17 protein-coding genes and 1 other RNA gene are annotated in these 17,556 nt (G+C 43.2%); 9 read left to right on the plus strand and 9 right to left on the minus strand.

Annotated elements, in window-relative coordinates; translation table 11 throughout:
• Positions 1–17: 17 nt before the first annotated feature.
• Positions 18–833 (minus strand): tyrosine-protein phosphatase, encoded by an 816-nt coding sequence (locus WAE59_RS06995; protein ID WP_337855223.1) that lies wholly within the window; start codon positions 831–833, stop codon positions 18–20.
• 22 nt (positions 834–855) lie between these two features.
• Entirely contained in the window at positions 856–3,726 is a 2,871-nt protein-coding gene (locus WAE59_RS07000; RefSeq protein ID WP_337855224.1) for a TonB-dependent receptor, read from the minus strand.
• Positions 3,727–3,969: 243 nt separating this feature from the next.
• On the opposite strand from WAE59_RS07000, the gene WAE59_RS07005 reads away from it, so the two are divergent.
• On the plus strand, positions 3,970–5,052 hold the full coding sequence (locus tag WAE59_RS07005) for a helix-turn-helix domain-containing protein (RefSeq protein ID WP_337855225.1): 1,083 nt from the start codon (positions 3,970–3,972) through the stop codon (positions 5,050–5,052).
• Between the two features lie 90 nt (positions 5,053–5,142).
• On the opposite strand, the gene WAE59_RS07010 is transcribed toward WAE59_RS07005, so the two are convergent.
• Complete coding sequence (locus WAE59_RS07010; RefSeq protein WP_337855226.1) at positions 5,143–6,279, minus strand: serine protease; 1,137 nt, start codon at positions 6,277–6,279, stop codon at positions 5,143–5,145.
• Between the two features lie 188 nt (positions 6,280–6,467).
• Between WAE59_RS07010 and WAE59_RS07015 the strand changes: the two genes are divergently transcribed.
• From WAE59_RS07015 to WAE59_RS07035, 5 genes are all read left to right on the plus strand, one after another.
• Positions 6,468–7,472 carry an aldo/keto reductase gene (locus WAE59_RS07015; RefSeq protein WP_337855227.1) on the plus strand — a complete coding sequence of 335 codons (1,005 nt, stop codon included), beginning with the start codon at positions 6,468–6,470 and terminating at the stop codon, positions 7,470–7,472.
• 17 nt (positions 7,473–7,489) lie between these two features.
• Positions 7,490–8,389 (plus strand): helix-turn-helix domain-containing protein, encoded by a 900-nt coding sequence (locus WAE59_RS07020; RefSeq protein WP_337855360.1) that lies wholly within the window; start codon positions 7,490–7,492, stop codon positions 8,387–8,389.
• Between the two features lie 256 nt (positions 8,390–8,645).
• Positions 8,646–9,362 (plus strand): hypothetical protein, encoded by a 717-nt coding sequence (locus tag WAE59_RS07025; protein ID WP_337855228.1) that lies wholly within the window; start codon positions 8,646–8,648, stop codon positions 9,360–9,362.
• Positions 9,363–9,372: 10 nt separating this feature from the next.
• Complete coding sequence (locus WAE59_RS07030) at positions 9,373–9,936, plus strand: DUF6620 family protein (protein WP_337855229.1); 564 nt, start codon at positions 9,373–9,375, stop codon at positions 9,934–9,936.
• Between the two features lies 1 nt (position 9,937).
• Positions 9,938–10,915 carry an SPFH domain-containing protein gene (locus WAE59_RS07035; RefSeq protein WP_337855230.1) on the plus strand — a complete coding sequence of 326 codons (978 nt, stop codon included), beginning with the start codon at positions 9,938–9,940 and terminating at the stop codon, positions 10,913–10,915.
• Between the two features lie 18 nt (positions 10,916–10,933).
• On the opposite strand, the gene WAE59_RS07040 is transcribed toward WAE59_RS07035, so the two are convergent.
• A complete protein-coding gene (locus WAE59_RS07040) occupies positions 10,934–11,503 on the minus strand; it encodes a GNAT family N-acetyltransferase (protein ID WP_337855231.1) in 570 nt (189 codons plus the stop codon).
• A 313-nt stretch (positions 11,504–11,816) separates the two neighbouring features.
• Between WAE59_RS07040 and WAE59_RS07045 the strand changes: the two genes are divergently transcribed.
• Positions 11,817–12,029, plus strand: a complete 213-nt coding sequence (locus tag WAE59_RS07045) for a hypothetical protein (RefSeq protein ID WP_337855232.1) — start codon at positions 11,817–11,819, stop codon at positions 12,027–12,029.
• A gap of 46 nt (positions 12,030–12,075) precedes the next feature.
• Positions 12,076–13,596, plus strand: a complete 1,521-nt coding sequence (locus tag WAE59_RS07050) for a DUF4394 domain-containing protein (RefSeq protein ID WP_337855233.1) — start codon at positions 12,076–12,078, stop codon at positions 13,594–13,596.
• A 67-nt stretch (positions 13,597–13,663) separates the two neighbouring features.
• Here WAE59_RS07050 and WAE59_RS07055 read toward each other — a convergent pair whose 3' ends face one another.
• From WAE59_RS07055 to WAE59_RS07065, 3 genes are read right to left on the minus strand one after another with little or no spacing between them, the layout of a single operon-like run.
• A complete protein-coding gene (locus tag WAE59_RS07055; RefSeq protein WP_337855234.1) occupies positions 13,664–13,894 on the minus strand; it encodes a hypothetical protein in 231 nt (76 codons plus the stop codon).
• A 41-nt stretch (positions 13,895–13,935) separates the two neighbouring features.
• Positions 13,936–14,817 carry an EamA family transporter gene (locus tag WAE59_RS07060; RefSeq protein WP_337855235.1) on the minus strand — a complete coding sequence of 294 codons (882 nt, stop codon included), beginning with the start codon at positions 14,815–14,817 and terminating at the stop codon, positions 13,936–13,938.
• A 33-nt stretch (positions 14,818–14,850) separates the two neighbouring features.
• Complete coding sequence (locus tag WAE59_RS07065; protein WP_337855236.1) at positions 14,851–15,684, minus strand: alpha/beta fold hydrolase; 834 nt, start codon at positions 15,682–15,684, stop codon at positions 14,851–14,853.
• A 131-nt stretch (positions 15,685–15,815) separates the two neighbouring features.
• Between WAE59_RS07065 and WAE59_RS07070 the strand changes: the two genes are divergently transcribed.
• Positions 15,816–16,364 (plus strand): D-glycero-alpha-D-manno-heptose-1,7-bisphosphate 7-phosphatase, encoded by a 549-nt coding sequence (locus WAE59_RS07070; RefSeq protein WP_337855237.1) that lies wholly within the window; start codon positions 15,816–15,818, stop codon positions 16,362–16,364.
• A 51-nt stretch (positions 16,365–16,415) separates the two neighbouring features.
• Here WAE59_RS07070 and fsa read toward each other — a convergent pair whose 3' ends face one another.
• Together fsa and ffs are read right to left on the minus strand one after the other, a co-directional pair.
• Complete coding sequence (fsa, locus tag WAE59_RS07075) at positions 16,416–17,075, minus strand: fructose-6-phosphate aldolase (protein WP_337855238.1); 660 nt, start codon at positions 17,073–17,075, stop codon at positions 16,416–16,418.
• A gap of 162 nt (positions 17,076–17,237) precedes the next feature.
• Positions 17,238–17,337: signal recognition particle sRNA small type (gene ffs, locus WAE59_RS07080), an RNA gene on the minus strand.
• Between the last annotated feature and the right edge of the window lie 219 nt (positions 17,338–17,556).

The raw sequence follows: 17,556 nt of genomic DNA on the forward strand, positions 1-17,556 counted from the left end.
TCTGAGGCCGTTTTTTGCTAAATTGTATATTTACTTTTAAGAATTTTGATTTCCTTGCTTCCGATACCCATTTCCTTTTCCATAAAAGATTCTACGCTTCCGTACTGTGCTTTGATCGTATCGAAGAAAATGTGCAGGAGTTCAGGACGTAAGTCCATTTTTGCCTTGATTTCTTCTGCCGTCATGCCAGTTGCCTGCGCCATTGGTCCGTAGTTTTTTCCCATCATTGGTTCCAGGTAAACGTTTGAAGCCGTAAAATCCTGTTCTATCTTTTTCTCTGGAACGCCCAAGATATATAAGAATAGTGCTGTGGCCATTCCGGTACGGTCTCTTCCTCCTGTGCAATGGTAAAGCATCGCTTTTTTGTCATCCAATGCCAATAGCTTTTGGAAAACAGGTTTGTAGCGCTCACCGAAGTATTTGATGCCGCTTTTCCCGTAAAAATCCTCGAGGAAGTTTCCGTTCTTTAGCAAGGCCATCATCTGCTGATTGTTTGGTAAAGCATCGCTACCGGCCGGACTCAAGGTGTAATCTGTTCCCTCCAATAAGCGGTCTGGAGCATCTGCAGCTTCCTTAGTCCCGCGTAAATCTACTACGGTATAGATTTGTTTTGCTCTGAGTGTATCCATATCGCCATCTGTTAATTTGTTGATGGAGGCACTTCTAAATACTTTGTTCCATTTTACAGATTTGCCATCTTTAGTCTGGTAGCCACCTATGTCACGGAAATTGAGTGCGCCTTTTAGATGTACCAGTCGTTTTGTGCTGTCTGTCAGTTGCGCGAAGGATAAGGCTGGAAGCATTAGTCCTGCAAAAATTAATGTCTTTTTCATATCTGTTGTTTTATCTTGATTTTTAGTGAATGATGTCCCATCTGATGCCAGCTTGTCCTCTGCTGTCATACCATTCGTTGGCAGTTAACCTTCTTTTATCGCCCATATAAGTTCTTACAGGCGCATTGCTGAGGTTGTTGAGCTCAACAAAAGCCTTTAAGCGTTTATTGATGGTGATGGTTGCTGAAGCGTCTATCGTAAAGTTAGCTGCCGTCCAGATGTAGAAATCGGGTCCCAGTTGCTGGTTGATGGTCTCTACCGAAGTACCACGATAATTACCGGCTAAGCGGAGCATCAGGTTGTTGTGTTCGTAAAATAGAATGGCATTGAACAAATGGTTACTTTGGTTAGGCAGACTGGTTTTGTCGAGTACAAGATTGCTTCCGGTACCTCTGGGTACTTTTACTTTACTTTCTATGTAGGTGTAGTTAAATTCTGTACCAAAGCCACTCCAGAAGCCATTCAGGAAGTCAAAACGCTTATTGATGCCGGCTTCAAAACCGAACAGTTTGGCATGGTTTAGGTTTTTAGCCTGCGTAACCATGAAATCGCTGCCATTGATGTTCTGCATACTGATATCTGTAAACACTACATCACTGATGTTTTTATAGAATAGTCCACCAGATACGATTCCGACATTGCTGAAATAATGTTCTCCCATCAAATCAAAATTTTCGGAGAAGGTTGGTTTCAGGTTGGGGTTACCCTGACTGATCGCCATGGGAGTTCGGGTATTGTCTATCGAGGTTCCGGGAGTCGTATCTCCAAATGCCGGCCTGATGAAGCTTCTGGTATAGGCTGCCCGGAGGTTGCTATTGTCATTTATTGCGTATTTTAGGTGAAGCATTGGCAAAAATGCATGATAATTGTTATTCACTGTAGATTCTGAGACTGTAGTAACCGCGGGGCTACCCGCGGTCACAACCCTCGAACCATCGAGTTGCATCCTGGTATATTCATGTCGCAGCCCGCCTACGATTTTTAGCTGTTCGGTGGCATCAATCTCTGTCATGAAGTAGCCAGACATTACCTGTTCTGTTCCAGTGTATAACGCAGTGGGATTGGTTTTTGGGGTAACATCCATAAAACCATTTTTGCTGCGTGTATCTTCAGTAAACAAATCAAACAGTTGATTCTTAGTGAGGGGATCTACGATGTATTGATCATGGCTACCATTCATCGCTCCGAAAAATTGAGAGCCAGAGGGGAATTTAGTGGTGTTGAGCTGCGAGAGGTTCAGCAATGCCGGCGAGTTCGGAATGCCAAGTGCTGCTCCAGGCATGAAAACGATACTGGATCCATAAGTACTTTCCCGGTATTTGTGTCTGTATTTACCACCAAACTTGAAATTGACCTTAGGACCTGCGTTTATTTTTGCGTTGATCTGTGCATTGCGATCGCGCTCATTGTTATCCAGCTGTGCGATGACCAATTGCTGCAACAGTAATTTTTCGGGGTTCATGGTTTCCGCGGGGTCTTTAATACCGGCATCAAATTCCAGGGGCATTCCGCCTATACCATTCGGTGAGTCAAATGCCCAATAGCGTTTTCCATCTGAAGACAGGTTATTAAAGCCACCATTGATCTTCTGACGGAACGTGGAGATGGGAAGGCCTTTGGTTCCGTAGGTAGGCGGAGTTTCCAGGAAGTATTTACTTTTATAATCACTGACAGCCCAGTCCAGTTTCAATTTTGTAGTCAGCTGGTGTTCTCCGCCAAATTCAGCGCCCTTTAGAGATGTCTGGTAATGCGAATAGCGGTAATTGTACTGGTAGCGGGTATTTGTGTAATCGATATAGGATTCATATACTGGCCTGATGTCATTGAATTTGTTGAGCATTCCTCTAAAGAAAACTTTATGAGCGGCGTCAAATTTGTATTCCATCCCGAGGTTGCCTCCCATGGTTTGTCGCGTGCCCATATAACGCTTAAACATGATCGAGTTGATGGATTTCTTTTGCTGAAGGTCGGCCAATCCGGTGTTGTAAGAAGCATCGAAAGAGTCGGCACCCCATTGCCTGTCCCAGATTGCACCGGATAGGATAACACCAAGTTTCTTTTTTAAGAAGCGGTCGCCATATACCAAAGAAGCATTGTAGGTTCCGTTTTGTGAAAAGGTATTGTATCCACCGGCTGCACTTGCATTGAATATTCTGCCGGAAGGAGCGGTGCGGGTGATGAAATTAATTGAACCTCCAATCGCGTCTCCTTCCATATCCGGAGTGATGGCTTTTGCCACCTGCACATATTGAATCATTTCAGAGGGAACTGCATCCAGAACCGAAGAGCGATTGCCAGTTACATTGGAACTTGGTAAACGACTGCCATTAAATAACGTAGATGTCCATGCGAAAGGCGTTCCCCGAACTGTGGCCTGATCGGCCTCACCATGATACCGAGCAACAGCCACACCCTGCATCCTTTGTACAGCCTCAGCAGCATTACGGTCAGGAAGTTTACCAATGGCATCGGAAGCCATTACATCCATTATGGCATTTGCATTTTTTTTGATGCTGTAGGCTTTACTTTGAGAGGGAGCCATACTCGCGGAAATGCTTACTTCCTTCAATGCATTTTTGCTTTCTGGCAGCAGTTCTATATTTCCAAGGTCATTGATGCCTTTTAATACTTCGAGTTCCAGTTCTTTAGTCGCATAGCCAATATAAGAAATAGAAATCTTGACTTTGCCCGGTTCAGGCGCATTTAAGGTAAAAGAACCATTGAGATCGGATGAAGCACCGTTTTTAAAACTAAGCCCTTTGATACTGGCGCCTGGTAGCATTCCATCTCTACTGGTTACGGTTCCCTTAATGGTCTGGGCAAGTAGGGCGCTGGAGGAGAGGATGACCAACACCGCTGTTGCAAAAAACTTTTTGGTAAAATTATAATTCATGTTTGTCTGATTATTTCTGCAAAAGTGTACGAAGGTCATCATGGTTGCGACTTCCTCCAACCGGAGAGACTACCGTGGCGTATCAGGCGTTGTTGGAGTACTATTTTGCATTGTATGTCAGCTACTTATGACGTGTTATCAAAGTGTTATCAAAATGTTTATTTATTGATTAGATAGGGAATGAGTATTGTATTAACATTAGCTTAATATGCAAGTACTACTTTTACCGGCATCAAGAGTAATATGCAGTACATCATAGCAATAGGAATTTTTCAGGCACTGATGGTAGGTGGTATATTATGGAAGAACAAGTTGCGAAGTGGAGCAGATTCACTGCTGATCTTACTTGTTGCTTGTATCGCTTCGCATCTGGCCATTAAGTTTGTGATTTATAACTTTGTTGAGGACCTGCATGTCAGGGAGCAGATGAATACCTTCATCGGTTATTGCTATGGTCCTTTGCTTTATCTGTTTTCACTGAAAGTCCGGGACGATCGTTTCATTCCTGCTTCGAAATGGTATGTCTTTTTGCCATTTGTACTGGGGGCAATTGCGTACTTCAGTATTGCCGGTGCATTATTCGCTTCCAACTTTAGCGACTACAGGCTTTTGAAGTGGTATAATGACCTGAGTACCGTTACGATGCTGGCATCTGAATTCTGTTTTATATTCTTTTCCCTGTCGCTCCTGAAAGACATTTCTGACGCGAAAAAGAGGGAAAAACGGATGGTCAAAAAGTTAGCTTACCTTTTCCTGAGCATTGCGTTGTGCTCTCTTTGTTTTTTTACCCTCGGGTATTTTTACGAAATCAGCAATATGCTGGCGATTAGGAGCCTTATCTATGCCATGCTTACGGCAATCTGCATTCAAATAGGATATTACAGTGTTTTTCAGGAGCAAACTGTCAGGTTTCCTGCGGTAGGTTTAGAAATGGCGGAAGAGAAGGCAATTAGTAAAAAGGCGCCTCTTTCTCCTGAGCGACAACAGGAAATCTGGAATAGTTTAGAGCATCATCTGCAGGAATACAAAACTTTTACGGATAGTGAGCTCAGCTTAGATAAGCTTGCATTGGCTACAGGTATCAATAAGTATCATATTTCTGAAACATTAAATAGCTTTGGTCAATGCTCATTTTACCAGTACATCAATGAGCACCGTATCCAGTATGCGATAAAAAGGATGCAGCGGCTGCATCAGGATGAAACGCCTGTAAATGTACTTTCGCTAGCCTATGACGCAGGGTTTAAGGCAAAATCTTCATTCAACAAATATTTCAAGGAGATTACCGGATTCACACCTACTGAACACCTCAGGTCGCTGAACTGAAGTTCAAAACCTTGCTTATTTATTTAGAATGCCTTTGTCGACACGCTCATCAATCAAATGCTCAGCGTAATCCCAAGTATTTAATATCAGCTATTTACCTGGATTGCTCAATGCCGCATAAGCCTCGTTGTCACTACCATTATAACTCTTTATTGAGCGCTTAAATGCTTTGATTGCTGCGTTCTTTTTGCCGGCAGCGATCAGGGCATTTCCGAGGATATTGTAATTGATGTAGTACTTTCCATTGATTTTAAGGTTGAAGTTAAGCAGGCTTACAGCATCTGAATGGCGCTTAAGCTGCAGTAATTTTTCACCACATTCCCTTAGGCCGTTGCGGTTGGAACTCCGAAGATTGTAGTGGTAGTAGGCTTGTGATTCAGTGCTCAACTGACGGAACTTCCTGATGGCCGCTTTTGCCCCATATTGAATCGCTTCATTATAAACCAGTCTGCCATAATCTTTTTTAGCTTCGTTGATTCCCGGCTTATTGTCCAAAACGGCTTTAAGGTATTCGGTAGATACGGCAACGGACATATCACCTTTCAGGGTTCCGGTACTGCTTGAAATGATGCCGATCAAATGGCCTGCAGCATCAATGACAGGAGAACCGCTACAGCCTCCTTTGTGGGTTTTCATGTCTCTACGGATCAGGATGTCCATTCCCAGCTTTTTATAGACTTTCCCTTCGTGGACTGTGCAGAGACTGTCCTCATAAGCGCAACTGAGGATGTAAACTTTTTCTCCGTGTTTTAGGCTTGTATACCTGGGTTTTAATGGGAAGAGCTTGCCAGTGACCTTTTGTACAGAAAAAATAAGCCAATCTCTTTCCAGTATACTGGAGTTTGGACCTTCCAGTATCTCCTCTGGGTCTTCATTGAGCAATTTCTCGATAACGACTGTGTCTCTGTCCGATCCTTTAGGTGTCATCGTCCAGCTGTTCAAATCGTCATTTATAGCTACGGCATTTGATTTTTTATTCCGTGCTATCCATAGCATGTGCTTCGCGGTTGCGGCAAGCGTGTCAGTTCCATTGTCTATGAGGAAGCCTGTTGCCGCGTATTTAAATGAAGGATCTATGTAGCGGTCGCCATTTTTAAAACTGACCTGATTGATCAGCGCGATTTTGGGCCATTGTGATTTGGGCTTGCTTATCCATTCTTCCGCCTGTTGCCCGAAGACCATTGCTGGGGCTATTGCGATCAAAATCAGGAGTAGGTTACGGGACATAGTTTTAAGTTATTGGTGACTGCAAACCTAACAGTGCTGAACCGGGGATGAATAATGATTATTGTAAAAAGAATTGTAAATTTTGTAAATTCTTATGGGTTGATGCCTTGATTTACCTACAAGATTCAGGGTTTTGCATACTTCATTTACGCTTGTCTTGCCGAATTTTGAGGTATTAAATCAACATTATGGAAATCAAGAAAATAGCATTAGGAAATCAGGGTTTGGTTCTTCCTGAAATTGGTCTGGGCTGTATGGGCATGACGGGCTTTGAAGATGGCAATATGTACGGTAAAGCCAACGAACAGGAAGCCATTGCAACGATCCATCGTTCATTGGAGTTGGGTGGTAATTTTTTGGACACTGCTGACCTGTACGGGCCTTTTAAAAATGAGCAGTTGATCGCCAAAGCCATTGAAGGCAAGCGGGATAAATACATCATCGCTACCAAATTTGGCTGGGAGATAGACGACAATGATAAAGTGACCTGGGCCATCAATGGAAAGAAAGAATACGTAAAAAAGGCAGTTGAGCGTTCACTGAAAAACCTCAATACAGATTATATTGATTTGTATTACATGCACCGCCTCGATAAGAATACACCGATTGAGGAGACCGTAGCGGCTATGGCTGATTTAGTGAAGGAAGGTAAAGTTGGCTATATTGGTCTGTCGGAGGTTTCCTCAGAAACAGTAAAACGAGCGCATGCGGTACATCCGATCACTGCGGTGCAGAGTGAATATTCTTTATTTGAACGTTCAGTGGAAGAGCGTGGTGTATTGCAGAGCTTGAATGAGCTTGGGATCGGCTTTGTGGCTTACTCGCCGCTAGGTCGTGGATTTTTGTCGGGAGAGATTCGCAGTATCGACGATTTGCCAGTTGATGATTTCCGCAGGGCAATCCCGCGTTTTCAGGAAGCCTACTTCTATAAGAACATTGAATTGGTAAAGGCAATTGAGTCCTTAGCCTCGGAAAAGGAGGTGACTTCCTCGCAATTGGCTTTAGCATGGATCATCAGCAAGGGCATATTACCGATTCCAGGAACAAAGCGTAGGAAATATCTGGAGCAAAATTTGGCAGCTTCGGAAATTCAGTTGAACAATGATGAACTGGCCAGACTGGAGCGTATTATTCCTTTAGGAACAGATACCGGTAACCCTTATGACGAGTTTAGTATGGGGCTTATCGATTAATTGCTTAAATTAGAATGATGAACGAAATCAGATCCATTTCAGAGTTTCATAGACTTTTATCTTTGCCTGAGCCACGGCACCCTCTGGTGAGTGTCATCAACCTGAAGGAAAGTATTTTCCTCGAAAGCGAGGTCTGGAAGGGTTTTGTCAATCGCTTTTACTGTGTAGCATTAAAAAGAGAAGCGAAAGGCAAGATTAAATACGGCCAGCAGCATTATGACTATGACAAAGGTGTTTTAAGCTTTACTGCACCTAATCAGGTGCAGTACCTAGATCTGCAGAATATGGAATGTGGATCGGGCTATTTACTCATCTTTCATCCCGATTTTCTTTTAAAACACCCCCTGGCCAGTAGCATCAATACTTATGGCTTTTTTTCTTATGCTGTGAACGAAGCATTGCATCTTTCGACTGAAGAGGAGGATGACCTCATTGCTATACTGCATAAGATTGACAAGGAATGCCTGCATATTGACAGGCATACTCAAGAGATCATTCTGACCCAGATTGAACTCCTCCTAAATTACTCAAATCGTTTTTATGAGAGGCAGTTCATCACACGAAAGAACAATAATCATCAATTGCTGGTGAGGTTTGAACGCTTTCTGAACGAGTATTTTGAGGAAGATCAATCGGCTAGCCATGGCTTGCTGACGGTACAATATATTGCGGAAAAGATGAGCTTGTCGCCCAATTACCTCAGTGATCTGCTGCGGGTACATACCGGGCAGAATACACAACAACACATTCACGAAAAGCTGATTGAAAAGGCTAAAGAGCAGCTGTCTACGACCAACCTCTCGGTTAGTGAGATCGCCTATGCATTGGGTTTCGAACATGCCCAGTCCTTCAGTACCCTTTTTAAAAAGAAAACTAAAATGTCACCATTAGCATTCCGTCAGGTATTCGATTCTTAATTTTTATGAACTTTTAGGGCAATTCGATCGTTATTACTACAGATCTGCCTATGAGTAACCCTTTCAAAAAAATAGCCGATACCTCGAAAGAGACTTCCAAAAAATGGGAGAATAGCAAGGAGGAACCTGTCTTGAATAGTCGTTCCTGCCCGAACTGTGGTGCTGCGAGGCCCGTAAATACCAATTTAGCCAATTGTGCCTACTGTGGCTTCAGGTATATGGGAGTCGACCGAATCATAAAGCCTAATTCTGAAGTATGACTGAGCGCGAACTGATTTCACGTTGGGATGGCTTTTTAGATAAGCTGGAGCTCCGCTTCGAAGAAGCATTACAACTTGGCGAGCAAGCTGTGCTAGAAAGTCTTGAGGATAATGACTACAATTATTATGCTTCAGCGAGAACTTTGCAGGCTATAAAAGCCCAGCTCTATGAGGATTTGGTGCAGAAGATTTCTACTACCTGGCAACGGCAAGTGGAACCCCTGATGCGTGCGCAAGGTCACTTCTGGGCGGAAGAATCTTACAAGGGGCACCGTCAGGCTGAATCTATGAATGAACGTATCGGTCTCTGGCAAATCGTTACAGAAGGGCGGCTTTCGCAGAAATACTATGACCACATCATTCCTATGATCAATCGTGATTTTTTCTGTACCCAGTGTAATGCACTGCTGAATGTAAAGAAGAATTTCTTTATGGCGCAGTATGTTAACTGCAGTTACTGCGGGGCCATCAATACTTTCGAACCGGAAAGTAAATATGTCGCCATTGGCTGGAATGTAGTGAATAATATTGCTGCCTTAAACGCGCTGGACGAATATACAATCATGCAGCGAACAGAAAGGGGGGCTGAATATAATGCCGCTGCCAGGAAATATTACGAGCGGTATTTTGATGAGCGCATCAAATTGCTGCCGCATACCGCGGCCACGCGTGATCAGGACATCGAACTGGAATTAAAAAAACAATCTCAATAATCAGATACCTATGGAAACAATTAACGGAGTAACTTTTGAAGAATATGCAGCAGCATGCGGCAACCTTGCGCAGGGTATGCCAGAAGAACAGATCATACAGATATTGGATATGGAAAAACCAATATGGGATGAAACGATAGACAAATGGAATAATCGTCTTGGGGAACTGATGACCGAAGACATGAGTTATGCAACCAAATACGGTGAGCTCTTTGCAAATCCGAAAGCAGGAAGGTTTGCAACTGCCGATAGTCCCGCAGCAGATACCGGGCAGCTGCTGGAGCTGGTGCCTGACTACGAAGCTTATCAGAAAATATTCTGGCATCAGTCTGTAGCCGCAAGCCATGGAGTAGATCCCGTTACGGTTCTGGAAGATTATGGCATAGATCTGGGCAAATGGGGTGCATTAAATATGCACTATATGAATTATCAAAACGATTTGCTGGACCATACAGCTCCTGATTATGCAGATAAATTCAGGTACTTCCAGCAATTGCAGGATAAATGGAGATTCCATTTTGAGAATTTATATAAAGATAACCGGTCAGACCTGGCCTCAGATATAGAATTTTAGTATGGGAATCATTAGTTCAACTAAGAATCAGTTCCGTACGATTATCCAATGGGATGATCCACAGGAATGGGAATTGTTCCGTAAATTTGATAAGCGGAATGATGAAATCAAGAATGCCTCTAAACTGATATTACAGCCCGGCCAGGGCTGTATCTTTACCTATGAAGGCAGCATTAAAGGCGTATTTGAGGAACCGGGTATTTACGAAATAGATACAGATAACAGACCCTTTCTCACTACGCTCAAGAAGTTTATGAACCTGTTTGAAAGCGATCATAAAACAGGCTTCTGGTTTTTTCGGACAGCAGACCTTGCCAATATACGGTGGGGTACACGTATGCCCATTACGTATAATGACCCTGTATACAGTTTTCCGGTGAACTTACGTTGCTATGGTAATTTCTCTATCAAGATCAGTAGGCCCGAAGAGTTCTTTACCAGGATCGTTGCCGGGGCATCAAATTACTATGCCTATGAACTGCAAGAATTATTATTGTCGAGGATCAGCCAACCGATAGGGAATTACCTGGCAAATGCGAAGTTCAGTTACGCCGATATAGATAGCAATTTAGTAAAAATAGCTGCGGAAACCGGTGTTCAGACTGAACCTGAGTTTCTGGAGTTTGGTTTTGATTTGTTGGATTTTAGAATAGAAGGCTCTTCCTTTGATCCTGAAACTGAGCAACGCATTGCAGGGATATCCAATGTACAGGCGGAAGCCAAAGCTGCGCAAATGGCCGGTGTGTCTTATGCGGAATTGCAAAAGATGATGGCTATGAGGGATGCGGCACGCAACGAAGGTGGAATGGGCGCTGGAGTGATTACAGCTTTTAACTTGCAGCCGGCTGCGGAGCTTGTGGCGCCGGCTGGATTTTCGATCAAAGAGAAATTGAAAGAATTAAAAGCTTTATTTGAGGAAGGGTTGCTGGATGAAGCTGAGTATAAAAGTAAAAAGGAAGAGTTATTGAAACAGTTTTAGGCGGTGATTCTTTTCTATTTAGCTAAGTGCTTTGCCTGCAATCTGTAAATGCTCCATTTTTTTGCCTGCAAAATTTTTATGTCCAACGACCTCAAAACCGGATTTTAAGTACAGGCGTTTGGCGTTTGGATTTTCTTTGTCGACCAATAAACCCAGCGTCTGCTTTTGTCTGACTACATATTCATCAATTAAGAACTGGAGCATTTTTGAGCCGATACCTTTACCCTGAAGCCTTGGGTCGACACCCAGACAGTCTAGGTAAAATTCACCTTTTTGTGTTTCTTCTTCAAGAACAGGTACATGGTGATAGGTGTTTTTCAGGTATTCAAGAACGGGAGTTCTGAGTTCAGTGATCCTCGCACCATCGTAAATACAAGCGGCGGCGATGATGTGACGATCTTCTTCAGCTACCCAGCAGTTTTCGTAAGCATACTGATTATTGCTGCCGCTTACCAGGTGAAACATGCATGCCCTTGCCTTGTCATCATTATTTTCACCGATAAACCGGTAGATGATATCGCCCATAGCCAATAGGATATAGGAGGTAATTGCCATTGCATCGGCTTCGCTTGCTTTTCTTATGATCATCTTTGATAGCTTATGTTGGCAAAGCTACAACAATAACATCTTAATTGCCATCCCTTGATTTGCAGTTCTTTAACATTTCTGTTGATTAAATAAATCAATAACGCGTAAAAAAGGCGCTTTTTTAGAAAACCATTTTGCCTTTTTTGGCGTAGTTATGTCTGAATCTAGAAATACATAAATTTTGAAAAGGGGATTAGGCCATTATCAGCGTAAATGCAGTACCGGAATCGGGCTGTTATTGATGCTTATGGTCATTTTTAAGATTTGCCTCCCATTAATGCCTTGTTCTGAGCAGAATAAACCTCAAGTTTCTATGGAGCAGGGCGAATCAGATGAAAAAAAAGCTGAATCTGAACCGGATAAGGATCAACTGAAGAGTTTTACTTCCAGTGTGCATTCTCATCTGCTCCATTTAAATGGAGACATAAAGCTAATGGGCTTCGCTGTTCACCGGATTCAATACCTGATGGTCTATTGTCTGGACGTGATCATCCCCCCTCCGGACATCTCCTTGAACATCGCTTAAAAACTGGCCCTCGGCCAAATCTATACTATCAATAAACACATCTTTTATGAAAACAATTACTCGTATGGGGCTGGTATGCGCCTTCCTAAGCATGCTTATTTTTACATCCTGCAGAAAAGACAGACCAGGACAGAATCCTAATGAAGAGACCATCACTGGTCCGGACCTGGCATTTTACGCTTTGACCAACAACAACGTTTTACTCAGCGTTAACGCGAAAGATGTTTCATCTGTGACCAAACAAACGACGGTTACTGGTTTACAAACAGGCGAATCTTTAGTAGGTATTGATTTTCGCCCGGCTACCGGGCAGTTGTATGGTGTCGGTAGTTTGAGCCACATTTATGTAATCAATCCGCAAACTGGTCTTGCAAGACTGCTCACGCTTCCATCATTCACTCCAGGTATTGTTGGTACAGCTGTAGGTTTTGATTTTAATCCTGCAGTTGACAGGATTCGTTTGATCACTTCATCAGGACAAAATCTTCGTTTACACCCTGAAACTGGAATGATGGTGATGGCAGATGGAGCTATCAATGGAGTTAGCGGCGCAGTGATTACTTCAGCTGGTTACACGCAGAATCGTGCAGGTACCACTAGCACGGTACTTTATGTAATCGATTCAACTACAGATAAATTGTACAAGCAAGATCCACCTAACAACGGCACTTTGGTAGAAGTAGGGAGCCTGGGTTTTGATGTAGAGCAGGCAGGTGATTTTGACATCAGTCCTGACGGCCGAGTGGCTATTGCTCCTTTGAAAGTTGCAGGCAAAACCAATTTGTACAGCATTGATATTGCTACCGGAAAGGCTACAAAAATCGCTAAAGAGTTTAGTGCTACAATTCTGGGACTGGCCATCCCAACTGAACCAGTGGCTTATGCCCTGAGTGCAACTAACGATTTGGTGATCTTCAATCCAATGAATCCAGCTCAGGTAAGTAAGCCAATTACCGGCTTAGCAACTGCAGAGACTTTACTTGGATTAGATTTCCGCCCGGTTAATGGTCAACTGTATGCTTTAGGTAGTTCAAGCAGGATTTATACCATCAATATCGGTACAGGCGCAGCAACAGCTGTATCTGCTACGCCTTTTGGCTTATTGGCAGGCACCGAATTCGGTTTCGATTTTAATCCTCAGGTAGACAGGATCAGGATCGTAAGCAATACGCGTCAGAATTTAAGGGTACATCCTGAGACAGGGGCGTTGGTCATGGCAGATGTTGCACTGACACTTCCCTCGGCTTCTGTGACCGCTGCAGCTTACACAAATAATTTTGCGGGAACAACTTCTACAGTGTTGTATGATATTGATACCCAAAATAATACACTGTATAAACAAGATCCACCTAACGATGGAGGTCTGGCGGCTATTGGGCCTCTAGGTGTAACAGCTACTGCATCAAATGGTTTCGATATCGGAAGTACAAGTGGCATTGCTTATGCTTTGTTGACGGTAGGAGGCGTGACGAAAGTTTATACCATCAACCTGAGTACAGGAGTTGCCACTGCTGGCGCTACCGTAACAGGTAATTTAAAAGCATTTACGGTGGGTCTGGGATTCTAAATTCAGTATTTAATCCGGGTACGTAATGATTTTGCAATAGGGCACCATTAATGGATGCCCTATTTTTTTATTTTGCCTGAGCTAATTTGGCATGAATGCCTTCGCGGATTGCATTGATGAGTGGTAGGTCCAGTTCACAATCGGAAGTGATACAGTGCTCATGATTTTCGTCATCCAGCTCGATGCTCCCGATCCTGTCGTCATCTGTATAAATGTCATACACCTGATTTCCCTGAGGTTTGATGTTGTAAAAATGGCTAAGGCCTTCTGCTGCTACTTCTATTCTGAATTGTTCCATAAATTCTTTTTATGGTTTTAACAAATATCAGCTCTTTTTGTTCAGCCAGGCTTGCGGTTGACCACTACTACAGCGCCAATAATGATCATCACGCCCAACCACTGCATGGCGCCGACCTGCTCGCCCAGTACCAGATGCGCCGATAGGATGGAAACCGGTATTTCTACTGCAGCGATGATGGACCCGTACCCAATACCGATCAGGGGAATACCCTTAGTGAATAGGAGCGGTGGCACAATGGTTCCGAATATAGCGAGAATTGTACCCCACCATAAGATATTTATACTGTTGAAATGTTGGATGATGTCAATGTTCCAGAATAAGATGATGGCGAGTAAGCCACCCATTACCAGGTATTTACTTCTGACGTAATTGGGTAGTTGGCTTTCAATATTACTGGAAGCATACATAGAAATGGTGTAAGACAAACCGGCGCCTAACCCGATCAATATGCCCAACCAGTTGATGGCGGTAGGTTCGAACAAAATATTGGTGGCCAAAAGTGTTCCGATGATGACTGTAAGGGTGGCAATCAGTTTGGTCGGAGTAATGCGTTGCCTGTTGACCAGCGCCTCCAGTATCATGCTCATCCAGATGGATTGCATCAGCAGGATAATACCAAGGGAAACCGGGATGAATTGGATCGACAGGTAATACAGAGAGCTGGTGAGCCCGAGTGAAGTTCCGAATGCCAATAGCTTAGCAATGGATTTTCCATTGCTCTTTGCAGGGGGGATATTCAGGCTTTTATTTTTGAATTGTGTAAATATAACCAGAAACATAACGCCAACGGAGAACTGCATAAATGTAAGTACACTGGTGTGGATGCCCAGGTGATTGGAGTATTTGACAATAGTGGCCAATATGCCATAGCTGATCGCTCCGCTGAGCACATAAAGTGAACCTTTAAGGTTGAGTTTCATGTGGCAAATGTACGGAGGATCAGCTGATGCTTTTTATTTACGGAGGAAATTGACCAATAGTTGATTTACTTCTGCTTTATTGGTGATGAATAGTCCATGAGGGGCATCTTCCAGAATATAGTATTCTGAATTGGGCAGGAGGGAAGCGGTGATTTCACTGGTTGCTTTTATGGGAACGGTTTTATCAGCGTCTCCATGAATGATCATCATAGGGACAGTAATGGTTGTAAGATCAGTCCTAAAATCTGTCTCTGAGAAGGACCGTACACAGGCCGCAGTTGCGCTTGGGCTGGCCAATACCGCCATGTGGTGCATCCAGGCCTGAATTTCTTTGCTCACCGGCTTATTGAGAATTCCTTCATTAAAAAATTGTTCTCCAAATTCTGTAAGGAACGCTGGACGGTCATCCTGTATTTTCGCGATCATCTCATTGAATACTTCTTCAGGTACACCTTCTTCATGATCTGGGGTTTTGACAAGTATGGGCACTACAGAGCTGATCAATACGGCCTTTGCAACTCTGGAAGAGCCATATTTACCGAGGTAACGAACCACTTCGCCACCACCCATCGAAAAGCCTACCAAGGTCACTTCCCAAAGGTCAAGAGCGGTCAGCACTTCATTCAGATCGGCAGCCAGGGTATCATAATCATAATCAGACCAGGGTTTATCTGACTGGCCAAAACCTCTTCTATCATAGGCGATACAGCGGTATCCGGCATTTACCAATGCATTGACCTGATATTCCCACATCTCGTGGGAAACCGGCCAGCCATGGATGAGTACAACAGGTTTTCCTTGTCCGAGGTCTTCAAAAAATAGGTTTACAGATTGGTTGTTGGCAGGGTTCTTTTTAATGTATGGCATCTTCTTAGTGGTACTTAGAGTTTAAAAATACTGTCTATTTGGTTAAATAACAGGGATAAAGTGGTTTTGTTTAGCTTAATATTCCCATATTTGGGGCAGTTAAGAATTGCCGCAATATATCAAACAAAGAAATGAATAAAGCTATTTTTCTGGATCGCGATGGAGTTTTAAACCATGAGATCTACGATTACATCACCAGGGTAGAAGATTTTGAAATCCTGAATTACCAGATTCAACCATTAAAGCGATTTTTCGATGAAGGTTACCTGCTGATCGTGATCACCAATCAGGGTGGGATTGCCCTGAAAAGATATACAGAACAGGAACTCGCGGTGATGCACCAGATGCTCCGGAACGCTTTTGTGGCTAAAGGAGCAGATATTGCAGGGTTTTATTATTGCCCGCACCATCCGACCGTAACCGGCGATTGTGAATGCAGAAAGCCGGGTTCTAAGATGCTGCTCGATGCGATTGACATGTACGAGATTGATCCGGCATTGTCGGTCATGATTGGCGACAAACCGCGTGATGTAGAGGCAGCCAACGGGGCTGGTGTGAAGGGGATAGAGATTGTTCCTGATGAACAGATCGATTACGACCTGGTGAAAGGCGTGTTGGCAGGCACAGAGATGAAGACCTACTCAGCAGGTATGAAGAAACTGACCGAAGAGAAGAAATAAAAAAAGCCTCGCTTGAATATTTCAGCGAGGCTTTTTTATGCGCTTTTAGGATTATAATCCAGCAGCTTTTTTATGATCAGCTAAGAAAGTAGCCAGACCACTGTCAGTTAATGGGTGTTTCAATAATGCAGTAATTGCAGCCAAAGGAGCGGTGATGACATCAGCACCTAATTTAGCGCAGGCTACGATGTGTAGTGGTCCGCGGATTGATGCAGCTAAGATCTGTGTAGGGTATCCATAATTGTCGAAGATCAAACGGATGTCTTCGATCAGTTGCAGACCATCTGTAGAGATGTCATCTAAGCGGCCCAGGAAAGGGGAAACGTAAGTAGCACCTGCTTTAGCAGCCAATAGCGCTTGTCCTGAAGAGAAGATCAGCGTACAGTTGGTTTTGATTCCTTTTGAAGTAAAATATTTGATGGCTTTTACACCGTCTTTAATCATTGGCACTTTCACAACGATCTTAGGATTCAGTGCAGCCAGGGCTTCACCTTCTTTGATGATCTCGTCATAAGTAGTTGCAATTACTTCAGCACTTACGTTATCATCTACGATATCGCAAATTGCTTTATAATGTGCTGTTACATTAGCATCACCGGTAATACCTTCTTTAGCCATTAGACTTGGATTGGTGGTCACTCCGTCTAAAACGCCCAGGTCCTGTGCTTCTTTTATCTGATCAAGATTTGCTGTGTCAATGAAAAATTTCATGTTATTTAATTATTAGCATTGGTTAATATGTTGTGTAAAATATTTTACGAGGCCTAAATTAGGGAATTTAGCTGTTAAAAATGTCCGCCTAAGGTTAAATTATTTTGAAGAATGGAAATGCTGATCTTATGGAGCTTGCCTTTTTTCTAAGAAAAAGAAAAAAGTGGGCAAGCACCTCTTATCGCATCGCTACAACCTTCTACCCTTGCTTCGTTCCCGCCCTGGGGGAGTTCAAAGGGAGCTGATCGTAAAAGACTTGCCCGCCACAAAAGTAGCAAAAGACATCAGTTTGCAAAAAGAAATGTTGTATTTATTTTTACTTTTTGGCCGTTTTTTACATAATCCATTGACATTAAATGTCTTGAACTTGATAAAAAATTTACATATCTTTAATATGCTGAGCCGGTAACCCTGATTTGAAGTGAAATTGTTCTAGAGCAAGCTAATGATGGGGGCCAGGAAACTCTAAAAATAGCTCAAA

This window comes from Pedobacter sp. GR22-6 (assembly GCF_037402555.1).
GTDB lineage: Bacteria > Bacteroidota > Bacteroidia > Sphingobacteriales > Sphingobacteriaceae > Pedobacter.